Genomic DNA, 17221 nt, shown 5'->3' with positions numbered 1-17221 from the left:
TGTGCTGCTGCTGCTACTCGCGAAAAAGGCAGCTTAACGAGCAGCCGCCTTCATTTTCAATAAACAATTACCTTAACTTTCACTTTCCTCAACCTTCTTAACAATCGTGTCTTCTTTCTTCAGCATTTCCGGCTTTACTTGGACCGTATCAGGATATTTAATGCCGGCGCCGGTGTTCAGGACAACGACTGTCTCATCTGCTCCAATCCATCCATTCTCCCGCAATTTGCGGGCGGCTGTAATTGTCGCCGCACCTTCCGGACAAATAAAATTCCCTTCCATTTGTGCGATTTTCTCCTGCTCTTGAAGCATCGACTCGTCATCTACCGCAACCGCACAGCCTTCTGTATCAGATATGGCATCCAACACGAGAAAATCACCCAGTGCTTTTGGAACGTTTATACCGAACGCAAGTGTTTCGGAATCCTTCCAGAAATCGGACTCTCGCCTTCCTTCCTCCCATGCTTTAACAATTGGCGCACAGCCTGTTGATTGAACAGCTACTAAACGTGGTAGCTTTCCCTCCACCCAGCCCAACGCTTTTAACTCTTTCAAAGCTTTATAGATCCCAATCAGGCCGACACCGCCTCCAGTCGGGTACAGGATTACATCAGGCAACTGCCAGTTAAATTGCTCTGCGATTTCAAGACCCATTGTTTTTTTGCCTTCAATCCGATAAGGTTCCTTTAAGGTGGACGCGTCGTAAAGATTATAGTCCCCGACCGCTTTTGCGACGATTTTGCCGGCATCACTTATGAGCCCGTTGACTAAGTACAAATTCGCACCGGACAATGCGACTTCATTTCGTGTGATTTCAGGCGCATCATACGGCATGACAATCGTCGCTTTCATGCCTGCCCTGGCAGCATACAACCCCCAGGCGGCACCGGCATTCCCATTCGTTGGCATAGCCAGCTCTTTAACACCAACCTCTCTCGCTTTCGACACGCCAACAGTTGCACCCCTTGCCTTAAAACTGCCGGTCGGAACCAGCCCTTCATCCTTCATGTACAGCTTTTCAATGGCCATATTTTCTCCGACTCGAGGGAACAATGTTAATGGTGTCATACCCTCGCCTAATGACACAACATTGGCTGCATTTTCAACCGGCAATAATTCATGGTATCGCCACAATGATGGTTCCCGCAGCGCCAGCACATCAGGCGATAAATTTCTGCTAATTCCTTCCAGATCATAGTCGACCAGCAAGGGCGATCCGCACGTGCACAGCTGATACTGCTCACTGGTTTCATATGTATTCCCGCATTTCGGACAATAAAGATGTGAAATATAACTGTACTTCATTCCGACCCTCTCCCATTTTAGACTCCTGCCCTCTGTAATGCCTCGCCTACACTCGTTTATAAGCTCATTGATTTTATAATTTGGAACCGATCTCCGCGTCTATCATTTCGCGTATGTTAATAACATCTCCTGTTTTTATGGAGCGTTCAGCAGCTTCACCGACAACAATCGACCAAAAGCCATCTTCCACCGTAGCTGTTGATTGATGATTTCTTTCCATATTATCAATAAAATATTTATGCTCATAATACGTGGCACCGTTATGTCCACTTTCCTGGATAACGGACGGATAGCAGGGATGTGCTGTTTTGGCGGGACCATTTTCACCGCTTAATACCTCTAAATATGTCTTCTCACGATTCAAAGGTAAAAAGTCATCGTTCTCATATGCCTTTAGTCTGCCTTTATCACCACACACGATGATCTCTTCATAAAACATTGGCGCAAACATGCATAAGTTAAATTGGGCTTTTATGCCATTTTCATAATTGACGATGACCATGGCATTGTCCACAATATCCGACGCGTTGCCGTCATATTTGAAATCATGATAGTTTACATCCATCCCACCGGTTGCATAAACTTTTTCAGGCTTCGATTGGGCATAAAAATTTAATAGATCAAAATAATGGCAGCATTTTTCGATCATCGTCCCGCCTGAATAATGACTGAACTTGTTCCATTGGTTTACTTTATCCAAAAATGGAACGCGATGTTCCACAATGCTTATGGTCTTAATATTCCCTGCAGCTTTTCGTTCCAGTAATTCATGGGTGGCTTCTGTATAAATCGATTTATGTCTGTATTGCAGACCAATCTGAAATACAGATTCATAGTCTTTTGCCAGGTTACTGATTTCCCGGGCATCTTTTACGGTTGTCGTCATCGGTTTCTCCACCAGAATATGTTTCCCTGATTTGATCGCTTCTTTGATAACATCTTTATGTGTGTAATTCGGCGTACAAATGATCAGCCCGTCGACTTCCGGGTCATGACATACCGCCTCCAGCGTTTCATAAACTTTTAAGTCAGGTTCTGCAGGGTACTCCCGCCGGAAAAATTCACCCGTATTAGCGATGCTGTTGGTGTTAATATCAAATATACCATGAATAGTTGCCCTTCCCTCGAGCATCGTCACCCTAATATGTTCCTGACCAATCATCCCTGCACCGATTATATTAAACTTATACGCCGGACTTGGTTTTGCAAAAAGATACTTATCCCTGTCGCTCAAATGGTCCGATTTAAAAAAGCCGGTATAGAAATTATTACTCAAATCAGTCACCTCCTGAATTTTAATTTATCAGGCTATCTGTTACGATACGAAGTCTATGGTCGGCCTGTGTTCCTACTACCTGTTCAATTCAATATCATAATGATACTGATCGCTGCGATATTTTGTTTTCGTGTATTCAATTGGATGATTATCCATGCCAAAGCTTAAACGATTCATTTCAAGCAACGCCTCGCCTGGCCGTATACCAAGCAAATCGGCTTCATCCTGTGTCGCGTTAATGGCCGCAATTTTTTCATGTGCTTTATTCAAATAAATATTATGATTCTCCAAAATGTCGTAATACCGTGCTGCGTTCAAATCGTACTGCATTAAAATAGTACCGATGTCATGTGGCCAGCATGTCCGTTCCAACGCAATGGGCGTCTCATCTGCAAGCCGTATGCGTTCAACGAGCAGAATCGATTCATTTTCATTAACATCAAGCATCGCTTTTTCGGTAAAAAGTTGGTTTTTGAAGCCTGCTCTTATAAGTTTCGACTGGGGGTCTTGTCCCTTTTCGGCCACTTCCTCGGCAAATCCTTTTAATCTCCCCAGGCGGCCTACGAGTTTTTGAGGTTTAACAATCGTGCCGCGCCCTTGGGTTTTTTCCAGCAACCCGGTTTGGACCAGGATTGAAATCGCCTGCCTCACGGTTGATCTGCTCACATTAAATTCTTTCATCAATTCTCGCTCGGTAGGGATGAGTGAGTACTCCGCCCACACACCCTCTTGAATGCGCCTGACGAGAATATCTTTTATTTGCAGATATAATGCTTCATTTTTGCTGTGATCCAATTCGTATGTGTCCATTGTTCTGTCTCCCTTGCAATGGTGGCGGATAAACGGGCAGCCTTTCTCCGACTAACGGACGCAGCCATTCGTTGTAGGCGTTCAGATCATTTAAAAATTTGTCAGGGAGTTGACGCTCCCCTTTTTGAACAACGGTTTGTGAAGAAACTGGCGAAAAATCAATCGCATAGTCGGGACCCCCAGCACGCTGTAAAGCGACCATGACATCTGAAGCACCATCAAACAGCCATCTTGCCCCCACTTTCCCGACCTGAACCGCTTCATGAAAATCAGTCGGTGACACAGCTGCTGCACAACTTCGTTGATTCATACCCAGCAATTCTGAGCGCACCATGACGCCCATGTTATCTCTGATTGTCTGTTCAATCGCCTGTGATATTCCGCCAAGTATCGGGCGGCCATTGACCTGATCCCGTATCACCCGATTGCCTTTTTCCCACCGGACACCTTCACTGACAACAATGAGCGCTGCACCATAACACTTAACCGACTCGCTTATTTGATTGAATAAAAAATCAGGGTTTAAAGGCTTTTCTGGTAACCCAATAAAATGCGGACCATCTTCTGCGTGTTCTTTCAGCAAACCTGAGGCCGCAGCCAGCCAGCCGGCATTTCTGCCCATCGTTTCGAGAATCCGCACTTGCTCAAAATTATTCATCGCAAGGATATCGCGTCCCATGTCCCTGGTCACTTGTGCCACATATTTCGCCGCACTTCCGAATCCCGGCGAATGATCGGTGCCGCCAAGATCGTTGTCTACCGTTTTAGGCAGCCCCAGCGTTTGCAGCGGGTAGCTTTGACGGTCAGCCTCAGCCTTAATTTTCGCAAGTGCCTCCATTGTTCCGTTGCCGCCAATGAATACAAGTGTATCGATTTGAAACTTGCGGAGCGTCCTTACTGATTGAACCATCTGTTCTTCACTCAATGGATACCGCCCAGCTCCCAATGCAGCGCCGGGAACCTTTTCGTGGGCGATAACCCGGCTGATGACATCATCATCTGCATGTAAGAAATATTCTTTTACCAATCCTTCATACCCGTTCATAATAAATGTAAGGGAGCATTTTTGATTTAAAGCACGGACAAACCCTGCCAAAGTTGCGTTTAAGACGGCTGTTGGGCCGCCTGCCTGCCCAATTGCAATATGCTTCATTGATCACCCGGCTCCCTTCAATGCATTGTATAGACCGACACAGGCAGCTTAAGCTGTTTGCCCAATTCGATTAAATTATCGGCGATATCCGCATAAACCAAACCGTAATGCGGTTCAAATCCTTCGTCCATTAAGTGATAAAGTGTTTCCGTTACGTTGGTCTCAAGCTCTACTTCAACCGATGTACCGTTAAAACGCTGTGGTGTATCAAGTGCTTTTCCGCGCATCACAAGCAGCCTGTAGCCTTCAGGGGTATAGCCGACTCTAAAAATCGTCACTTGTCCGGGCTTGAGACCGAACTCCATCGTAAAACCGAGCTTGCGGTTCGGATGAACACCCGGCTGCGCTCCCTGCTCCGGATGAGCCAGTGAATATGCACCGGCTCCGCAATGCCAGAACACAACTGAATTGCTCGCTTCATTAACATGCACCATATCACCGAGATAAGGCGCCTCACCGCCGGAAAGCTCCTGGAGAATAAACATCGTAAGTGCACCATGAATATCGGATTCACACGACGAAACGACGCCTTCTTCGGTGAACTGCGACAACGTCGAACACGCAGCAGCACCCAGTTCATTAAAAAATTCCGGCCAGCAGCGAATCGATAGCGCAGAAATATTGAGACGATGAATTTCTTCCCGAACGAAAGAAGTGAATTGGGCAAATCGCATAACCGTTTCATCGCTGGGGTTTAATCCAACCACCTGCTGCTTAGCACGTGCGATTTCTTTATCCCACTTCTCTTCAGGCATTTGTTTACTTTTATCGAACGCTTCCTGCAAATCCATCCGAATGACATCGATGCCGAATTGTTCTTTCAACTGCGCTTCATTTGTACCTGAAAAATAGAATCCCGGCTGGTGCTCCCCGAGAACGCCTATGTTGAAATTGCTGATGCGCTCAATAAGTTTTTTTACGACGAGGTATTGCTTAATTTTTAATTGAACGTGTGCTTCGTCGGCGTTGCCCAGCACAAATGTATATGGATGGCCATCATGTTTCAGCACATGACACGTGCTGTTCCCACCCGTCAGTGAATTGAGTCTGAGCCTTGCACCGACGGCCGGTTCCCTGACCGACCAGACAATGACGGGAGCCGGAATGTAATCAGTCAGTACTCTGATAAATTGGCCATCCGCAAATGTAATGCTTTGATAGATGACAGCGGTTATTTCATTACTGTTTACATTTTTTATAAATTTTTCCAGTTCAGTTGGTGCGGTAATGATTCGCTCCGGTTCAATAAGCTGATCAGTCAGCTCGTTTAAAAAGAGCGAGCTTTTCTCCCGTTCCTTTTCCCCTGTTTCCATATCAAATGTCTGCCGGCCGATTGGAAGGTATAACAGTTTACCCAAGAAACATCACTTCCTTTCGTCATATTGCGTTGTGTGTATCAGCCTTTTACACTGCCGGACGTCATGCCGGCTACGAAATAGCGCTGCAAAAAGATATACATAATGACCATTGGAACCGAAGCGATTAAAACACCGGTAAACAGCATTGGATAATTGGTCAAATACTGACCCTGAAAATCCAGCAGTGCGAGCGGAAGCGTTTTATAAGCATTATCTGTAATGAATAATAATGGATACAGCAGGTCGTTCCAGTGCATTACAAACAAAAATATGGCGGTTGCGGAAAGCGATGGCAGCGATAAGGGAATGACAACCCTTGAAAATATTTGCCAGTTGCCGGCTCCATCTATCGTTGAAGCTTCGAATAATTCTTTCGGCAGTGTTTTCATAAAACCGGTTAATATAAAAACACCCACTGGCAATGTTGACGATATATTGACTAAAATAAGTCCAAGCAGGCTATTAGTCAGATCAAGACTTGAAACGAGCGAATATAACGGAACCATATTTACTTGCGGCGGTACCATCATCCCGACTGTAAACAATACAAACAGGCCATTCCCTTTCCAATTATTAAGCCGCGTTATGCCATAAGCGATCATCGACGCAAAAAATAATGTGAAAGAAACCGAGAAAAGCGTCACAACCGAGCTGTTCACAAAATAGCCGGCCATCGTCTGGTCCTGAAATATATTCCTGAAATTATCGAGAATCAGCCCATCAACAGGTATCCCCAGCGGGTTATCGAATGTCTGCTCCAACGTTTTCAATGATGTCAATACGACCATGATGACCGGGACTAATATTAAAATGGCATAGATAAGTATCGCAAACCGTCTAAAAAACAACCTGATTGCCCCTCTCACTAATAAGATACACGACCTGAGCGCAACACTTTAAACTGAATATACGTTATCAATGCAATGATGGCCATAAAGATAACAGAGATAGCCGATGCATAACCAAAATCAAAGTTTCTGAAAGCTACATTATAAATGTAGGTTGAAATAATCTCAGTAGCATAATTAGGTCCGCCGCCAGTCAAGGCAAAGACTAAATCGAAAGCCTGGAAAGACTGAATGGTCGTATAAGCGATGACAATGGTTGCTGACGGTGCCAATAAGGGCCAGGTGATTTTTCTGAATATCTGCCACCTTGTAGCACCTTCCATCTTTGCTGCTTCATACAAATCAACAGGAATCGCATGCAATCCGGCCACAAATATAATCAGCATCTGCCCCGCGTGGAACCAAACCTGGGTGAATGCCAAAGAATAAATGGCAATATCCCCGTTACCAAGCCAATTTTGCGTCAAAAACCCAAGCCCTGTAATCGTCAGCAAATGATTCAATATTCCAAGGTTAGGATCATATACAAATGCCCATATAAACGCGACCGATACAGATGATAAGATCGTCGGAAAGAAAAACAAGGCTCGTAGGAAATAGTTAAATTTAGTGTTTTTCGCCAGAAATATAGCAAACACTAAAGCAACCAACGTCTGGAATATCGCGACAAAGAACATAAACTCCAGATTGTTACCGACCGACTTCATAAAAATACTGTCGCCCAGAGCAGCTTTTTCATAATTTTCCAGACCGATAAAATTGTAATCAGCGCTTATGCCATCCCAGTCTGTAAACGAATAATATAAAGCACTGAACGTTGGGAAAAGAAAAAATAGCGCATAGAGGGCTAAACCCGGTATAAAGAACAGATAGATAGACTTTGGTATTTTCATAAAATCAGTCCTTCGCGTTTACTATTCATGCGAGCCTTTGATTTGCGTTACTCTATATTTTCTTCAACAATCTTCTGCGCCTCTTCAGCTGCGTCTTCTACAGAAGCACCGCCCAATACATTTTCAATCGAACCAAGAACCGCATCCTCAACAGAGCCATTTGTAATTAAATATCTCGGCTGGAACCGTGTCTTTTTATCGGTAATCCAATAGGCAGTATTTTGCAGCTCTTCAGAATCATATTGCACATCCTTAACCGTTAAGTGTTGGCCTGTGCCATTTGCGTACTGAGAAGCTATTTCCGAATCACTCAAAAAGTCAATAAACTTCCGCGCTTCTTCTTTCTTCTCAGAGTTTTCATGAATAGCGAGCATAAACGTCGCGGTGTGAATGCCTTCGTATGCCACTTCACCTGCTTCAGCCGTTATTGGCGGTAAAAAGCCCAATTCGAGGTCGGGGTTTAATTCTTTTAATGTCGCCATATGATAGGATCCCGTAGCCAACATAGCTGCTTCTTCATTGGCAACCATTTGCATGGCCGAATCCTGGTTTGTACCTAACGCATCCTTCTGGAAATAACCATTTTCATTAAAAAATTTGAAGTCTTCCAGTGTTGATGTCCACCATTCATTCGTAAGCGACTCTTCCCCTGACTCCAGTTTCTGAAAAACATCCTCATCCTTTGCATTATTCATCATCATGCTGTTCATCGTCTGGTTTGGTCCGATGTCAGCACCCGGAAAAGCGATTGGAATAATGTCATTTTCAATTAATGTATCCGCCATCTCCTGATATTCTGACCAGCTGGTTGGGGCTTCCAGACCAAGCTCTTCAAACATGCCCTTATTGTACACCGGCATGTTAAAGACCATTTGATACGGAATTGCCAACTGCTTGCCATCAGCCTGGCCAACTCCCAATGATCCTTCCGAGAATTTACTCACGAAATCTTCGTCACTTAAATCAGAAAAGAAACCGGCGTCTTTTAACGTTTCAAACTGTGAACCCGGGAATGACGTAAATACATCACCAATCGACCCGTCCCGCAACAGCTGTGGAGCGTTTGACTGGTATTGTTCTGAAGGATAGATATTCATTTCAACATTGATGTCAGGATTCGCCTCTTCGAATTGCGCAATAATATCTTCAAATACTTCCTTGTCCTCCCCACGCCAATGAATAAAGCTAAGAGTTGTTGCATCCCCGCCTTCCGAAGCTGCATCAGCATCTGTATCAGCGCCGGCATCACTTCCGCCCTCACCCTCCTGACTCGAGTCATCGGCACATGCAGCAATCACAACCATTACAAGCAACACCATGATAAAGACCAGCCACTTTTTCATTTAAATACCTCCCTCAAGATTTATCATGACAACTTTATAAAGGTACGTACCTTTTGATCCAGACAACCGTCAAACCGAATTCTTTTTGACAACGCTTTCATTAAATGACAGTCGCGTTTATTTTTTCAAATAATGGACGCCTCCCCATTTAATTTTTAGTTGCTAGTCTTATTAAAACATTTACCTGTTAATTTTTCAACAATTTTTAAAATTAAAATTATGAACAAACTAAATATATGTCTGCGTTTTCCCTTCTCTCACATACTAAGTTTCAAAATCTAAAATTTTATACCAAAAATATTATTTTAATTGAATTTATATTCCATAAGATTTAATATAAATATGAAAGCGCTAACGTAAAACGTGACGGAGGTGATTATGCTGGAAGGTATTTTATATAAAGTAAGAGAATCGCTTAATTACGTTAAGCCCTCTGAAGGAGCGGTCGCCAAATATATTTTAAATCATCCGGAACAGGCAGTAACAATGACCGTCAATCAGCTCGCTCATGCCAGTTATGCCAGTCCTTCCGCTGTTATGCGCTACTCTCAGACGCTTGGCTACAAAGGCTTTAAAGATTTCAAGCTTAAATTATCCGGTGATCTCGCGGTGATTGATTTGCACGACTTGGAACAGGAAACCTTGTCGCCCGAGGATTCCATCGATAAAATGATGTCGGTTATCACGAATACTAACATCCAATCATTGTACAGTTCGCTGCAATTACTACAAAAAGATCAATTTAAAACCGCCAACCAGTATTTAATTAATGCGCGGAAGATTGACTTTTACGGTATTGGGGCAAGTCTTTTAATCGCGTTTGATGCTGTTCAGAAATTTATGCGGATTAATAAAGCGTGTACAGCATATAGTGATTTTCATATGCAAAAGGTATCTGCTGTCAATTTGGACGATCGGGACGTGGCAATCGCTATCTCCTATTCGGGTGAAACACAGGAAGTTTTGGACTGTGTGCAAATTGCTCAATCCAAAGGGGCAAAGGTTATTGCCGTAACGAAATATGCCAATTCGCATTTGAGTGACATGGCGGATGCCGTCTTATATGTCGCCGCTCAGGAAGATGAGTTCCGGAGTGCTGCCATGTCGTCACGAATCGCTTCATTAAATGTGATCGACATGCTCTATACCGCATGTGCTTACGAGGATTACGACAAATCCCTGGCACATCTAAACGAAACGTATGACATCATCCAGAAAAGTCAGAAGGAGGAAACTTAAACGTGACCAAAACAAGAACAACAACAGAAGAACAGAATCATAAAACCATGAATTTGGACGAAATGAGTACCCGTGAAATATTACAGGTGATGAACGAAGAAGATAAAACAGTTCCCGAAGCAGTGAATAACGAAATAAACCAAATTGAAAAAGCTGCTCAAGCCGTCATTGACTCATTTGAAAAAGGCGGCCGGCTCATTTATATCGGGGCTGGCACCAGCGGCAGACTGGGAATTCTGGATGCGGCAGAGTGCCCGCCGACATTTGGCACAGATCCTGAAAAAGTCAGGAGTCTTATCGCAGGAGGCCAGGAAGCCATTACGGATGCTGTTGAAGGGGCTGAAGATGATCCCGATCAAGCTAAGACTGACCTGAAAGACTTGAATTTGAATGAAAGCGATACCGTCATCGCTTTAGCTGCGAGCGGGCGCACCCCGTATTGTATTGGCGGCTTGACATACAGCCATCAAGTCGGCGCGCTTACAGCAGCGATTAGTTGCAACAAAAATGCCAAAATTAGTCACTATGCGGACATTCCAATTGAAATTGAAGTCGGTCCGGAAATTTTAACAGGATCCACCCGACTGAAAGCAGGGACGGCGCAAAAACTGGCGTTAAATATGATTTCAACAAGTTCCATGATTGGCATTGGCAAGGTCTATAAAAATCTAATGGTCGATGTACAGCCAACCAACGAAAAACTCCGAAAGCGGGCTAAAAATATTGTCTCGCGTGCTGCACAAGCCGATACTGATACAGCCGCAGCCTATTTAGAAAAATCGGAGCAAAATCCAAAAATAGCCATTATTATGATCAAATTACAGTGCAGTTATGACGAGGCAAAAGCACATCTTGAACAGACAAATGGATTTGTGCGCAAAGCTATCAGACTAGCAGAAAAGGATGGTGAACACCATGAATAATAAAGAACTGGCACAAATAATTGTTAAAAACCTTGGCGGCGAGGGAAACATTGCCAGCCTCACGAATTGTATAACGCGGTTGCGGATTAATCTTAAATCACGCAATAATGTCGATCTTGAAGCGATCAAAGGCTATGATGAAGTCTTAAGTGTCATTGATCAGGGTACCATCCAAATTGTTTTGGGCCCCGGAAAAGTAACAAAAGTTGCCAATGAAATACACGAAAGCACACGGATTAATGTGGATGTTGAAGGCGAAGATGATGCCAGCGAATTCGATCTTGCCGGAGATACGAAGGCGTCATATAAAGCAAAACAAACATCAAGCTTCCAGCAGCTATTCAGGCACATTGGTAACATTTTTGTGCCAATCGTGCCAGGGCTGGTCGCCTCCGGTTTAATGCTCGGTATTGCCAACTTGATTTTGAACATGGCAGATGCCGACATGATAAATGAGGCAGTTCTCGAGTCAGACTGGTACATGCTGCTGCAATCGATCGGTGGTTTGCTCTTTGGTTCACTCGGTGTGTTTGTTGGTATCAATACGGCGAGAGAATTCGGCGGAACAATGGTCCTCGGCGGCATTGCAGGTTTACTGATTTATGCACCGGTGTTAGGCGATATCGGCACGTTAAGTTTGTTTGGACTGGACTTAAGCGTCAGCTCCGGTCTCGGCGGTCTGTTAGGTGTTATTGTAGCTGCTTATCTGTTTACCAAAATAGAGAAATTTATCCGTAATCATGTACCGGATAGTCTGGATTTAATTTTAACACCATTGATTACCGTTATGGTTGGGTCTCTTGCAACAATCGTTGTCATCCAGCCGATTGCCGGCATACTAATGGACGGCATTACATGGTTCCTTGTTGACGGCATGCTTGAAGCCGGCGGTGTCATCGGCGGGTTTATCCTGTCAGCGACATTCCTTCCACTGGTGACAGTCGGCATGCACCAGGGACTGATTCCAGTACACCTGGAATTGATTGAGCAGTTTGGCTCAACGACGCTGCTTCCAATCCTTGCGATGGCAGGCGGCGGACAAGTCGGTGCCATGATCGCCATTTATCTTAAAACCAAAAGCAAACGTCTGAAAAATACAGTCGCAAGTGTTACGCCTGTTGGCTTTCTGGGAATTGGTGAACCGCTTATATACGGTGTCACCCTGCCACTAGGCCGGCCATTTATCACAGCCAGTCTTGGTGCCGGGTTCGGCGGTGCATTTCTATCCCTGTCCAGTGTAGGTGCGATTACTGTGGGGCCTTCAGGCATTGTCATGATCCCGCTAATAGCTGACAACAACTATTTACTGTATATTATCGGGCTTGTCATTTCTTATATCGGCGGGTTCATCCTGACGTATCTGTTTGGCTTCAAAGAGGAAATGGTGTACAAACTCTACGGTGAGACCCCTTCTCAGACGAGTACTAATCAGCCGAAGCAGGAAGCAGCTGCATCCAGACAAGACGGCGACGAGACGCATATCAAGAGTCCTTTAACCGGGGAATTACGCCCATTGAATGAACTCACGGATGAAGTTTTCGCAAATGAACTCGTCGGCAAAGGCATCGCAATTTACCCAACTGAAGGCAAATTATATGCACCTGCTGCGGGAACAGTGTCGACGGTTTATCCGACCGGCCATGCCGTTGGAATCACTTCAGACAATGGAGCCGAGATATTGCTGCATATCGGACTGGATACAGTCGATATCAAAGAAAAGGTATTTGAACTGCACGTATCCCAAGATGATGAAGTCAAAGCAGGCCAGCTCTTATGCACGTTTGATATTGAAGCAATTAAAAACAAAGGTTTCAATATCGCATCACCCGTTGTCATCACCAACTCAAACAACTATGAAGCTATTACACCAGTTGACGCAAAACATGTTGAAGCAGGAAGTAAGCTGTTGGAAGTGAAATAGAAACGTATTAAAACAAGGGCCGCGGCGTTTGATTGCCGGGGTCTTTTTATCTAAAGCGATTCTCTTCTAAACTACAGCAGTGTTGATCTGAACTATAGCGATGATTAATCAATCTACAGCGATTTTCATGTCATCTATAAATCCAATCGTCTCCTGATAGCAGATATGCTAAGACCTGATCCAATCTCTCTCATAAATATAGTGAATCTTCAATCAGTGGGGGGTTTCTTTCTTCCCCCACTGATTGTTAGATGAACGAATCGGACATTTACCGGCAGTTGATCCCCCACCTAATCTTCATCGTATACTCGGAACATTTGAGGTGGGGGGGTCTTACTCCAGTTACATGCGGGATAAAAAGACACCAGCATCACTCACTGGCGTCTTTTCAACATTTATTTATCTTTTTCCGCTGTATCTAACGGAAGTGATTTATCTGCAGCCCATTCAGTCATGGAACCATCGTACATGGCAACGTTATTTTGTCCTAACTTATTCAAAATCAGGGCGTTCCACGTTGCAGCAATGCCGCTCCCGCAATAGGTTATGACCTTCTTATCAGGGTCAAGTGCTCCTGATTTTTCAAATGCCTCACGCAATTTATTATCGTCATGCAGTTCTTTCGATTCCGGATCTGAGTGGTCGCCAAAGAAAACATTGACACTGCCCGGGATATGCCCGCTGCGCTCATAGGTGTCTGTTTCACCATTAAAGTCTGCTTTCGTCAGACTGTTAACGAGAACGACATTATCGTCATTCATCGCATTTTTTACATCCTCTTTCGTCGCCAATAATTCAGGACGACGCTCCCCTGTGAAATTAGCTTTCGGATAAGATCCGGGATCAGTTGAAACAGGGCGTCCTTCCTCCTGCCATTTCTGGAAACCGCCATCAAGCACTGCAACCTCATCCAGTCCTTCATATTGCAGCTGCCAGGCAAGCCGTGATGCCCAGTCGGAAGCGACAACCGACGCTCCTGCTTCAGCTAATCCGCTGTCATACACGACAACATACGTATCATTGTCACCGACACCCAGTTCACTCATTTTACTGGTGAATCGTTCTCTTGAAGGAACAGTGAAAGCGAACTCCGAATCCGGGTCAGAAAGATCATTCAACAAATCAGCGAAAACAGCACCGGGGATATGGCCTTCTTTATACGCGTCCTCACCTGACCATACATCATAATAACCACCATCATCAGGCCGTTTTAGAAATGTCGTGGCATCTATTAATCGTAATTTCGGATCATCCAGTCTTTCCACCAGCCAGTCAGTCGTCACAATCAATGGAACTTGGCTCATTTTATTTCCTCCTTAATAATCCACACTATTTTGATGGGGATAATTAATTTTATGATACCATTCTAAAATTGTTTTATCAATTATCAAAGACTACAATATAAACCTCTGACATTTAAGTATCACCATTTTTCGGGAGTATTATCTCATCAACTTTACTCATTTTTTGATCGCCGCGCGGTGATGATGATCGAATTTCACACAGTCCCAAACCGATTTCGCGCAGTGACTTGCCACGCTTTCCCATCCCCACGCAAATTACCTCCAATCTGCCTTTTGTTTTTATTTTGGACAAGACCGGGAAGACTACCAAATACAAGAAAAAGGAGGTCATAAAATGAAACGAATTTTGTGGTTAGCAACAATCGCCATGCTGGCACTAACGTTAGCAGCATGTGGCGGCGGTGGTAATGGCGAGAATAATGATACGACTGCTGAAGAGGGAACTGATGAAACGACTAACGAAGATCAAAATAATAATACTGGTGAGCAAGACAGCAGCAGCACGAATGACTCCACAACAAATACATCCGAAGACATGCAGACCAAAATGGAAAACCTTGATTATGCTGATTTTGAGTTATCTGTCGAATATGAAGGGAATACTTCATTCGAAGCTTCCTTAGAAAAAGATCAGAACAGTGATGTGGATGCAGAACTGGAAGATGATGAGAGTAATGTTGATATTAACGGACAGGAAGCATTTAACCAAGTTTATCCAAATGTAAACAAGCTCTCAATCGACACGGATACGAATAAAGAAGATGCCATTCAGCAAACATTGGATGCATTTTCCTTGGAATCCAATTACGAGGAATTTGAGTTAGAAATCACATTTAAAGACGGCGAAAAAATTGAATTTGAGGATTAATAATCCCGAAACAATAACTGTTTTCCCTTATATAAAACGTAAAAACAGAGGCAGGCATAAACAACCTGCCTCTATCTTGCTAAAAGAATTGGATCTCGCGTGATACATATCTATTCTTCCACATCAACCCATTTATAGTTGTCCGCACTGACCTTATAGTTAATGATATTTTTGACATTGTCTTTTTGCAAGCAGGCCGTCCCGGTTTGGTAGAGCGGGACGAGTACGGCACTCTCTTCAATCAGCTTTCTTTCCGCTTCCAACAAGGCATTCCACCGCTCCATCGGCTCATCGGCCAGGGAGGATTTGGATTTCAGGACCAGCTCGTCATATTCTTCGTCCGAATAACCTGTATGGTTGCCTGGACTGTCGGTAATAAACAGATTCAAATAAGTCATTGGATCCTGATAGTCGCCGCTCCACCCCGTTAAAATCAGCTCATACTCCTGATTGACGTTAGCATCCACGCTTTGTTCAGGCGGTACGTTTTGAATTGTTATCGTCAGCCCGGGAAGATTTGATTCCCACTGATATTTGAGATTTTCCGCAATGGTTTTGTTTGAACTGGAATCAGATGTCGTCAGGACGAACTCCAATTCCTCCTTGTCCAGTTCCTCTAATCCTTGCTGGAAGTGTTCTTTCGCCTGATCCACATCAGACTGAATCAGAGCACCATTTTCCTCGCGAAAGTCCTCGCCGGTTTCCGGGTTTTCTGATACGCCTCGTGGTACCGTGCCATAGAGAACCTGGGATCCGTTATTGAGAATGTCGTTGACGATAACATCCCTGTCCAGTGCCATATTCAATGCTTTTCGGATGTTCAAATTGGCAAGATCCGTCGATTCGCCTTTCTTTCCTTGGTTCATTTTCAAAAATCGAACCCCACCCGTTAAAAAGGTGTGGTATTCATCATTCGATGCATACTGATCAACAAAATCACCCGTCAAATCCACCCGATCCAGCTGGTCATTTTCATAAAGATCGACCGCAGTCTGTGTATCTTTCACAACATTAACCTCAATCTTGTCAACGTTGACAGAACCCTTATCCCAGTACTGATCATTTTTGGCATACGTCCATGTATTGCCGGTTCCGTTCCAGTTTTCCAGGACAAACGGCCCGTTATACAACGTATGTTCACTGTCCGTTGCGTATTGTTCGCCTTGCTCCTTGATGAAGGCTTTAGGCTGCGGGAAAAATATCGCTGTCGTCAATAAATCTTTGAAATATGGCACCGGCTCTTCCAGTGTCACTTTCAATGTTTTCTCATCCAGTGCCTCAACACCGAGTTCATCAACCGGCTTGTCACCTTTTAAAATCTCAGATGCCCCTGCAACAATCTCTTCAAACTGTGGTCCGTATGCGGCACCTGTCTCCGGATTAACCGCTTTTTTCCAGGCATATTCAAAATCGTCCGCCGTTACGGGTGAGCCATCCGACCATGTGGCGTCTTCTCGTATTTCGAAGGTATAAACGCGATTATCATCACTGACTTCAGGTTCGCTTGCCGCCATGGCCAATTGCGGCTCACCCTCTTTATCCAGACGGTATAGCCCTTCAAATACCTGATTGATGACATTAAAGCTCATGTTGTTGTCAGCCATTGTTGGATTCAGACCGGGAATTTCACCCGAAGCGCTCAGCTGGACCACCTTTTCTTCCGTTTCGCCGGTGTCCGCCTCAGACGCTGTTTCCTCTTGTCCTTCTCCACTGCAAGCGGTCAATACCAAGAGAAATAAAAGTAAAATAAACAAAAAATTTCGTATGTAAGGCATCTCACTTCCCCCTTCTGTTGTATCACGTAACTAAGCTTCATTGCATAAAAAAACTGCATCCCGGCGTGCAGTATGTTTAAATTGAATGGCTATATACAAACACACTTCCCCACACCGGCATTATCCGGGTCCGAGTGCAACGGGGCAAAACGTATTGTCCTTCTCAGCCATAAACTCACGTTAGTGCTCATCGCTTATGCAATTG

The 17221-nt window shown here is 44.3% G+C and carries 15 protein-coding genes; 4 read left to right on the top strand and 11 right to left on the bottom strand.

Going from position 1 to position 17221, the window contains the following annotated elements; all coding sequences use genetic code 11:
* Positions 1-72: 72 nt before the first annotated feature.
* The 8 genes from AOX59_RS17180 to AOX59_RS17145 all read right to left on the bottom strand — a co-directional run bounded on the left by AOX59_RS17180 (position 73) and on the right by AOX59_RS17145 (position 8986).
* Positions 73-1305, bottom strand: a complete 1233-nt coding sequence (locus AOX59_RS17180; RefSeq protein ID WP_068447361.1) for a threonine synthase — start codon at positions 1303-1305, stop codon at positions 73-75.
* 73 nt (positions 1306-1378) lie between these two features.
* Positions 1379-2590 (bottom strand): Gfo/Idh/MocA family protein, encoded by a 1212-nt coding sequence (locus tag AOX59_RS17175; RefSeq protein ID WP_156418745.1) that lies wholly within the window; start codon positions 2588-2590, stop codon positions 1379-1381.
* Between the two features lie 66 nt (positions 2591-2656).
* Complete coding sequence (locus AOX59_RS20540) at positions 2657-3391, bottom strand: GntR family transcriptional regulator (RefSeq protein WP_068447356.1); 735 nt, start codon at positions 3389-3391, stop codon at positions 2657-2659.
* Complete coding sequence (locus tag AOX59_RS17165) at positions 3357-4544, bottom strand: diphosphate--fructose-6-phosphate 1-phosphotransferase (RefSeq protein ID WP_068447354.1); 1188 nt, start codon at positions 4542-4544, stop codon at positions 3357-3359. The genes AOX59_RS20540 and AOX59_RS17165 overlap by 35 nt, the downstream gene beginning before the upstream one ends.
* Before the next feature lie 17 nt (positions 4545-4561).
* Positions 4562-5902 (bottom strand): sulfoquinovose isomerase, encoded by a 1341-nt coding sequence (gene sftI, locus AOX59_RS17160; RefSeq protein ID WP_237049309.1) that lies wholly within the window; start codon positions 5900-5902, stop codon positions 4562-4564.
* Positions 5903-5940: 38 nt separating this feature from the next.
* Positions 5941-6750, bottom strand: coding sequence for a carbohydrate ABC transporter permease (locus AOX59_RS17155; protein ID WP_068447351.1), 810 nt, complete (start codon positions 6748-6750; stop codon positions 5941-5943).
* A gap of 17 nt (positions 6751-6767) precedes the next feature.
* Positions 6768-7643: a carbohydrate ABC transporter permease gene (locus AOX59_RS17150; RefSeq protein WP_082684246.1), complete on the bottom strand. Its 876-nt coding sequence runs from the start codon at positions 7641-7643 to the stop codon at positions 6768-6770.
* Positions 7644-7690: 47 nt separating this feature from the next.
* On the bottom strand, positions 7691-8986 hold the full coding sequence (locus AOX59_RS17145; protein WP_068447349.1) for an ABC transporter substrate-binding protein: 1296 nt from the start codon (positions 8984-8986) through the stop codon (positions 7691-7693).
* 378 nt (positions 8987-9364) lie between these two features.
* Here AOX59_RS17145 and AOX59_RS17140 point away from each other — a divergent pair, with 378 nt between their 5' ends.
* From AOX59_RS17140 to AOX59_RS17130, 3 genes are read left to right on the top strand one after another with little or no spacing between them, the layout of a single operon-like run.
* Positions 9365-10225, top strand: coding sequence for a MurR/RpiR family transcriptional regulator (locus tag AOX59_RS17140; protein WP_237049308.1), 861 nt, complete (start codon positions 9365-9367; stop codon positions 10223-10225).
* 47 nt (positions 10226-10272) lie between these two features.
* The gene (murQ, locus tag AOX59_RS17135; protein WP_068448422.1) at positions 10273-11148 is read left to right on the top strand and encodes an N-acetylmuramic acid 6-phosphate etherase; all 876 of its coding nucleotides are present in this window, start codon (positions 10273-10275) and stop codon (positions 11146-11148) included.
* Entirely contained in the window at positions 11141-13069 is a 1929-nt protein-coding gene (locus AOX59_RS17130) for a glucose PTS transporter subunit IIA (RefSeq protein ID WP_068447347.1), read from the top strand. Before murQ ends, AOX59_RS17130 begins: the two co-directional genes overlap by 8 nt.
* Before the next feature lie 395 nt (positions 13070-13464).
* On the opposite strand, the gene AOX59_RS17125 is transcribed toward AOX59_RS17130, so the two are convergent.
* Complete coding sequence (locus tag AOX59_RS17125; protein ID WP_068447345.1) at positions 13465-14373, bottom strand: sulfurtransferase; 909 nt, start codon at positions 14371-14373, stop codon at positions 13465-13467.
* A gap of 112 nt (positions 14374-14485) precedes the next feature.
* Positions 14486-14623 (bottom strand): hypothetical protein, encoded by a 138-nt coding sequence (locus AOX59_RS19855; RefSeq protein ID WP_156418744.1) that lies wholly within the window; start codon positions 14621-14623, stop codon positions 14486-14488.
* An 84-nt stretch (positions 14624-14707) separates the two neighbouring features.
* On the opposite strand from AOX59_RS19855, the gene AOX59_RS17120 reads away from it, so the two are divergent.
* Positions 14708-15241 carry a YusW family protein gene (locus AOX59_RS17120; protein WP_068447343.1) on the top strand — a complete coding sequence of 178 codons (534 nt, stop codon included), beginning with the start codon at positions 14708-14710 and terminating at the stop codon, positions 15239-15241.
* Between the two features lie 110 nt (positions 15242-15351).
* On the opposite strand, the gene AOX59_RS17115 is transcribed toward AOX59_RS17120, so the two are convergent.
* Positions 15352-17016, bottom strand: a complete 1665-nt coding sequence (locus AOX59_RS17115; RefSeq protein WP_068447342.1) for a peptide ABC transporter substrate-binding protein — start codon at positions 17014-17016, stop codon at positions 15352-15354.
* Positions 17017-17221 lie beyond the last annotated feature (205 nt).

The sequence above is a fragment of the Lentibacillus amyloliquefaciens genome (assembly GCF_001307805.1).
GTDB classification, from domain to species: Bacteria; Bacillota; Bacilli; order Bacillales; family Amphibacillaceae; genus Lentibacillus; species Lentibacillus amyloliquefaciens.
The sequence above is the reverse complement of the archived record's forward strand: the minus strand, read 5'-3'. Positions and strand labels throughout refer to the sequence as shown.